Annotated in this window: 6 protein-coding genes; all 6 read right to left on the bottom strand. The window is 37.8% G+C overall.

What is annotated here, in order from left to right; genetic code table 11:
• Positions 1 to 1,021, bottom strand: a 1,021-nt coding sequence (locus G587_RS25975) for a hypothetical protein (RefSeq protein ID WP_035787403.1), incomplete at its 3' end; no start/stop codon positions are given.
• A 109-nt stretch (positions 1,022 to 1,130) separates the two neighbouring features.
• Positions 1,131 to 2,039: a chemotaxis protein gene (locus tag G587_RS0119645; protein WP_026493636.1), complete on the bottom strand. Its 909-nt coding sequence runs from the start codon at positions 2,037 to 2,039 to the stop codon at positions 1,131 to 1,133.
• A 230-nt stretch (positions 2,040 to 2,269) separates the two neighbouring features.
• Positions 2,270 to 3,955, bottom strand: coding sequence for a GGDEF domain-containing protein (locus G587_RS0119640; RefSeq protein WP_026493635.1), 1,686 nt, complete (start codon positions 3,953 to 3,955; stop codon positions 2,270 to 2,272).
• A complete protein-coding gene (locus tag G587_RS0119635) occupies positions 3,948 to 5,630 on the bottom strand; it encodes a sensor domain-containing diguanylate cyclase (RefSeq protein WP_207637486.1) in 1,683 nt (560 codons plus the stop codon). The genes G587_RS0119640 and G587_RS0119635 overlap by 8 nt, the downstream gene beginning before the upstream one ends.
• 106 nt (positions 5,631 to 5,736) lie before the next feature.
• Positions 5,737 to 7,212 carry a GNAT family N-acetyltransferase gene (locus tag G587_RS26695; RefSeq protein ID WP_081679536.1) on the bottom strand — a complete coding sequence of 492 codons (1,476 nt, stop codon included), beginning with the start codon at positions 7,210 to 7,212 and terminating at the stop codon, positions 5,737 to 5,739.
• An 18-nt stretch (positions 7,213 to 7,230) separates the two neighbouring features.
• Complete coding sequence (locus G587_RS24800; RefSeq protein WP_051201177.1) at positions 7,231 to 7,893, bottom strand: hypothetical protein; 663 nt, start codon at positions 7,891 to 7,893, stop codon at positions 7,231 to 7,233.
• Positions 7,894 to 7,966 lie beyond the last annotated feature (73 nt).

Below are 7,966 nucleotides of genomic sequence, written 5' to 3'. Positions count from 1 at the left end.
CTACAGGTATTTCAACTGCAGGGGTCTCCTCTGCAACAGGCTGCTCTGCCTCTGCTGCCATGCCCATCTCCGCCATCATCTTCTCGATATCGGCAGGAGACATTTCTTCTGATCCTGTTTCTGTTGCATGCATTTCAGCCACAGGAGTCTCTTCTACCCCGGGCTGCACTTCATCTGTCATAGCCCCAAGTTCAGCCATCATTTTATCGATATCTTCAATTGACATCGCTTCTTCAGGTGCTGGTTCCTCTGCTTCCGGAACAACCGCATCCGGAATCTGTAAATCATCAACCACGATATTCTCAGGAGCCGTGCGTGCACCTTCTCCGATTGCTGCTTTTAATTCTGCTGAATCATCATCCAGAATTTTCTCAGGATTATCCATGCTGTCAAGCATGCCATCAATATCAAGCATTTCTTCGGAAATAGGTTCAGTAGACTCGATACCCGGAAGATCAAGATTATCCAGAGCAATTTCTGCAGATGAATTGTCTGTACCCATCTCCTCCTCTGGAGTTACAGGTACCATATCATCCAAGATTGCCTTTGTTGGATCTGCTTCAGCAGACTCACCAGATGCATTTGCATCATCCTCGATAAGAATTTCAGGCGCAACTTCCATAAGAGATTCTTCCGCTGCGCTCTTTTTTGACGCTTCAAGCTCCATAGCCTCTGCCCTGGCTATGGCTTCATCTAGCGCAAGCTCATCAGCATCTTTTTCATACCCCTCCGGAACATCATCCCCAATCTTGTATTTAGGCAAAGACTTATCATCAGGCGCACTAATAGCTTTCAGGACTCGGTTCATTCCTGTATCCATCAGTTCTCCGCTATCAAGTTTGCCAAGCATTTCTCCAATTTCTTTGAGATCACTGTTATTAGAAGAAACCTCTATAGCATCATCAAGATCAACGGTCTCCGCAAAATCTGTACCTGAGCTTGTCTTTGCTATCCCCGAATTGGAATCCTTTTTTAATGCTTGCAATAGTCCATCTAAATACTCTTCGTTCCTAGACTTCATGTTGCTATCTCCCCCAAAAAATCTAAAACTCCCTTCATTGTAGCAGTCATTGAAAATTGATTTTCATAACTGAAGCAATAAAGGGAGTTATAATTTACATCATATATCTTTATTTGGCATCGCCATCAGCATGAACAAGTTCATCAATTACAGCAACCAAATTACCAATTTCCGGCTTTGACAGCTGCCTGTCGGCTCCTAAGGACTCTCCTTTTCTTCTCATTTCCTCGTTTACCAGTGATGAGAAAATAATAAGCGGAATCTGCTTCGTTTCATCATCACTCTTAACAAGCTTTGTCAGGCGGTGTCCGTCCATGATAGGCATCTCGATATCAGTGATAATGCATTTAACCTTATCAAGCTGTCCTCTGTCTTTGCAGCCCTTGATATAATCGTATGCCAGCTTACCATTTTCAAAGTGTCTGACATTGTCATATCCGGCTTTCTTAAGGGAATCTACAATCAGCTTATTAAGCAGCTGTGAATCCTCTGCCAAAACAATCGGGATTTCGTTCCTCTGTCTTGTGCCGATATCTGTGAGCTGAGCCACATTAAGACCGGTATTAGGATTGATATCAGATACAATTTTCTCAAAGTCAAGGATGATGATCAGTCTCTCTTCAAGCTTGATGATACCTGTTGAAATACTCTCTTCAGCCTTGGAAATAGTAGCGTTAGGTTTGATGATATCTGCCCATGAAACTCGGTGAATACCTACAACAGCATCCACATGGAAGGCAATATCCAACTTATTAAAGTTGGTAATAATGAAAAGTCCACCCGGTTTCGATGCACCTCTCTGTAAGCAATTACGCAAATCGATTGCAGTAATCATAGTATCGCGGGGCATGAATATTCCTTCAATACTTGGATGAGCGTTCGGAACTGGCGTCACTTCCTGATAAACGATAATTTCTTTAATCTTCGCAACGTTGATTCCATAGCAATGATCGTCAATTTTAAACTCTAAAACTTCAAGTTCATTAGTTCCATTTTCAAGCAAGATTTTCGATTCCATATTTTCACCTCACGCTTTGAAAAATTGATACTTGCAATCAATTAAAAAACAAACTAAAAACCGATTGAATATATGTTTAATATCCTAATTAAGTATAGCATATACTATTTGAAAATAAATAGAAAAGTTTCAAAAAACCCGTGAATTGACTGTCTTTTAAGAATTCGTTTATAAGTTTTTTATACATTTCAAGATTGGTTTCGATTATCATTTTATCAGCTTTATAGTTTTTATCTTTCCGGCATTTTAAGCTCCTTATGCATATGTCTTTTATTATTATACATTCGCTCGTCTGCAAGAAGATAAACCTCATGACCATTACCTTCAACTTCACTTCTAAAAGCGTATCCGGTAGCTGCGCTCCTAATCATGCTGTGATCAGTAGCATTCATTCTTTCCAATTTTTCGTTCATTTCGCGTATAAATTGTTCTGCAGAAAATAGCTCATCACCTGTGAGAACAACCACAAACTCATCTCCACCAATCCTTGCCGCAAAACATTTTCCCTCCATGCACTCTGTCAGTACCTGCCCAAATTCTCTTATATACTTATCTCCCATAAGATGACCAGCATTATCATTTATGACTTTTAGTCCATTCAAGTCTATGCTTATCAGGCAAAAATCATCTCCCTTTTTATAAAGGCCATCGATATATTTTTCGTATCTGGATCGGTTAGCCAGATCTGTCAATCCATCAGCGTAAGCCAGATGGGTAAGTGAACTGTACTCTTTTTTCCGTGCAAAGGACTGTGCTATGTAAATGTAATAGTTTACAAGGTTTGCAAATACCATCGCCAAAACCCCAAGGGGTACCGCCTTTTTGGACAGTATAATCTGCTCAGAAATCCCTGCAACCTCCAGTAAATAGAAAAGCACATTAAACAGAAAAGCAATAGCCAACATAGTTATGCCTACAAGCTGTATAGTCTGATATCTTGTGATGCGTTTTCTTTTTATATCCCTAAAGAGCATTATCAACATAAATATGAAGAATACCATGGCATCAAGCTGATAGAGACCAAGAAAACGATTTATATGAAGCCATCCTGAAAAGTGGCTCATTATAGGAATCATTATCACAATAGATCCTGTTAATGCGAATCCCCAAAACAATTTGCTATGCAAATAATTCTGCATGGAGCCCATAACCATATACATAAAAGGGACTGTAATGTAAAGAGAAATATATTCTATCTCAGTCTGATGGTCCCCTGTGTCTATGAAAAAATCCAGAAGCTTAAACTGTGAAAGGAACCATATTCCTAAAGTGATAAATAGAAGCGATGAATAACTCTGCATATCTATTTCTGGCACAGTACTTCTAAAGGCAACTGCTATAGCAAAAAACAAAAGTCCGAAAATGATGAGAAAAACAGAGGTTATAACAACAAACAAATTTGAAAAAATAGTATAATGTAGCACATCCATATAGCTTCCAAAAATTGGAGCTTCAAAGTAGTTATATGCATCATCTTCTGCCACATGCAGCTCAATCCTGATAATAGAAGACTCAACTCCCGTGGGCATTTGAATAAAATTATTGTCACACCCTACAAATTTATTGTCCTTCAAAAGGTCTTCAAATTTTTCTTCAATTATCCTGTCACCAACTAACACTCTGTATGCACTGAATCTGCTCTCAAAAAGAAGGGTCGGTGTCTGATAATTATTTATTCCCTTCATATCCCTGGACAGAATGATAGTATCTCCCTTATTAGTAGAATTACCAATAAGTTTTCTCAGTTCAGAAAGCCTTATGTCATGGAAATATGTATCATTGTAGTTTACATCCCACCCTTCATCCAGGATGGTAACTTTCTCCATACTATCCGGGAGAAATACATAATGAACTATCATGATCTGAATAATAAAAGTGATAAATGCAATTGTAAGAAAAAGGATTCGTCTACGCATGATGCGTCTCCTTCATTTCGTACATCCTTGAATCTGCAATATAAAAAATGTCATCGAATGACGCATTATCTGCCTCGCCACTATAGGCATAACCATAGGAAGCAGATAACTTATACATTCTTTCTCCCTCATTAAATTCCTTCATCATTTTTTCAAGTTCATTGACAGCTTTGTCGCAGCTATCTTTATCCGGACTCTGGAAAACAACTATGAACTCATCTCCACCGGTTCTTCCTATCATGTCTGCCTTCACGAATGCTTTTTTCAGGATATCAGCAAAGCTTTTTATCATTTCATCCCCTGTAGTATGCCCATAGTTGTCATTTACATACTTAAGGCGGTCCAGATCTATGCTGACTATTGCATAATCATCTTTAACAGTTGAGGTATACTGCATACATTTTGCTCTGTTTACAAGCCCTGTTAACGAATCTGTATATGCCAGTCCTTCCAGCTGCTCCTTCACGTACTCTGCATTTGAATTTTCAATACCATGAAAGAAGTAATACATAAACAGACAGAAAGTAAAATACAGTGCTCCAAGCGAAAGGAAATTTATATCCTTTAAAAATCCCTGCACTTTTCCCGTTCCCTGTAAATAATAGAACTTGAATATTTCCAGCAGCGCAAAAATAAGGATTAAAAAGCCCCCAAACAATAAATAATCATCTGAATTAATGCCTGTATAGGTTGGAGATTCCCTCTTGTTTTTTTGTCTTTTTATCACTCCACGAAAAGTAGATAAAAAGAGAACTACTATTTCTACTACTTCAATAGTTTGAACTACCAGAACATATTTCTGTATATGCGCAATATTTAATACGTGAAGACTAATAAGAACAAAAGGCATAATAATGTTAATTGCAAGAATTATCCTCTGCCAATAAACAGCGATATCCGGAATAGTTAAATAAAAAAGAAGGCTTATTGAAACCGGCACGAAATACAGAGCAACATACTCCGCTACTGAAAAGAAATAATCATGATCACTTATAAGCCAGAAAATGTCATTATACGCATAAGTGTAGAAACCAAATAGAAATGCTGTAGCAGCACTGTAAATAATTGAAAATCTTTTTCCATGATAAAGAAAAAGATATGCTCCAAGTGAAAAAAGCAGGCAGGCATACATTCCCAGAAAACCGCCTATGAATATAGCCAGTCTCTTATGCTGAATAAAATTTTTTATCAAATCATTTCTTGATCCAAAATAGCCTGCATAAATTCCCTTTACAGCACCATCTTCAGCCATTTTTAAATCAATTACTATATCATAGGAGTCTCTGCCTTCCTCCAATGCTACAAGATGATATCTCTTTGGAACATATTTACCTTTATCATAATATTCATGCCCATAAGAATAAATATTTACCCCATCACAATATACGTCTGCAACGGCATAACCGGTTTTAAACATCAGGGTAGGTGCCACAATCTTTGCGCAATGTATTGTAGTGGACAATGATATTGTTTCTCCCCTTCTGGTATAGCCAAGATTAATATCTGAGAGTCTGCCAGAAGGCAATAGGACACCATCACGGCTGACTGTCCAGCCGCTATCAAGCTTTTCAAACTGAAATCGTTTTGGGGTTATAAGGATACTGCTTCCAAACACAATAAGGACTAACGATAACAGAGCCATCATAACCGGAAGCATCACCATTTTATTATTCACAATTTTACGTAGCACTGTTGCCCCCTTTAAACAACAAAAGCTCCTATACAATCATTATAAATTGCATAGGAGCACCATATTATTAAATAACTATAATTTTTTTATTTTATAAAACAGTCCTTAAGAATGCATCAGCAAGCTCAGGCCACATCACTATTTCGGGATATGTGACATCAGGCCAGTATTTTACTTCTGCAAAATCCCTAAGAAGTTCTTCTCTTTTTTCATCAGATACTTCAACCTCATTATTTTTGACAGCTTCTACAGTTTTAAATGTCTGTTCGTATGTATAAGGTTCGCCAAATCTATGATTTGCCCAGTCTTCATCACCAAGTCCAAGACCATGATGCCCGAAGGAGAAAACATGAAGTGCATGTCTGACTCCCGCTTTAGTAAGGGCTTCATCATATAGCAAGCTATTCTGCACCGGTACAAGATCATCAGTCGCTGTATGCCAGAGAAATGTAGGCGGAGTATTTTTTGTCACCTGCTTTTCCAATGAAAAATACTCAAGCTTATCTGCCCCAGCTTCTTCACCAATAAGTGCATTGAAGGAGTCTCTATGTGCAAACTCACCTGATGTGATAACAGGATAACAAAGAATAGCCGCATCCGGTCTGTTGCTTACAGTATTTAACTCATCATTATCATCCTTAACATCATCAAAGTGAACACTTACAGATCCGCTCAGATGCGCACCTGCTGAAAAGCCACAAATTGCAACCTTATCAGTATATATGCCGTATTTATCAGCATCCTTTCGTATAAGTCTGATTGCCCTGGATACGTCCTTCATAGGCTGATCCATTAGTGGTTCCTTGAACAGAATATTTGTTGTGTAGGTAACAACAAAAGCATTGTATCCCATCTTGTAGAATTTCTTGGCAACAATTTCTCCCTCGGTAGGTGAAACTACGCAGTAGCCTCCTCCGGGAATAACTACCATACACGGATGCTTTTGACCATCATTATGCAAATAGGTGACCATATTAGGCTTAAATCCAAAGGCCAGCGGATATGAATATTCATCATCCTCCCACAGATCAATTCGCTCAGATTTTAAGCCGTGATTACCTATAAGCTTCTCCATCCATATCATGTTGTACCATCTTCCAAATTTGTATCCGCACTTATAAAAGGTACCAATCTTGGAAAATCCCAGATGTGCATGAAACTGCTCACTGTTTCTATTAAGATACTCATCCTCAACAACAGGATAACCTATGCATGCATATAGGTTCACTATTCCCATTTCCAATAATCTCTTCTCAAGAGATTCATACAAGGCTCTTCCATAGCCTTTCTTTTTACTATCCTTGTCCAGGTAAATTGTAAGCTCACAGGATTTGTCATAGGCTGCCCTTGCCTTAAAAGTTCCCGCATATGCATATCCATAAATCACGCCATCATCCTCAAGTACAATATATGGATACTTTGCTGAGATATTCTTTATTCTATCTTCAAATTCTTCCACTGATGGCACATCATACTCAAAGGTAATAGCTGTATCCTCAACGTAATAGCTATATATCTCCAAAAGTCTTGTAGCATCTTCAATTCTTGCATCTCTAATCTGAAACATCTGCTCCTCCTAAATCTCTCATATATTTTCTATAAGTACACCATTTCTGTGAATTTCAACAGCTTTGTCATTTTCATCAAGATTATATTTCATGAATTCCTTAGGAATTACACATAATGGTAAAATAGATGGCTTAACACCATTTTCCAGTTCCATAATATGCGTTATATCCCCTGATAGTTCAAGTGTAGTCTGTATTGCAGACACACATTCCCATTTCCAGATATCAGAAATAACCATCTTTAAATCCTGTATAATATCCGGGTCATAAGTCACCCTTCCATTATCCCATTTAAGAAGTTCATCCTCAGGAATAATAATTGAAAATACAAATTCATCATATTCTTTTAAATACATAATGAATGATCTTACTTCGGAGAATCCGTGAAAATCAAGAAAAACTTGCCTGTAATCATTCGAATAATGTTCATCATAACCAAGCTCAAATTTATCTATGAGCTTTTTTTCATTCCAGGCAATAATAGAATCTAGCGGTTCATCCATAAATTCCCAAGTACCGCTCACAAATTTCATACCTGCATTTTGAAGAATATCAATAAAATCGGCATACATGCCATCATACCTATCAGCTCCCTTGATGCTGATAGCAATTGAAAAATAGGCCGGCATCTTCTTTTCCCCATTCAAAATATTATTGGATATACAAAAAAAGATAGTCATAAAGACTATCTCCTTATCATAACCAATGTTTGTACATTCAAAACCGAACACTGAATTTCATCTTGATCCGTTA

Source organism: Butyrivibrio sp. XPD2002 (assembly GCF_000423945.1).
Classification (GTDB): Bacteria; Bacillota; Clostridia; order Lachnospirales; family Lachnospiraceae; genus Butyrivibrio.
This window is presented reverse-complemented; position numbering and strand designations above follow the sequence as displayed.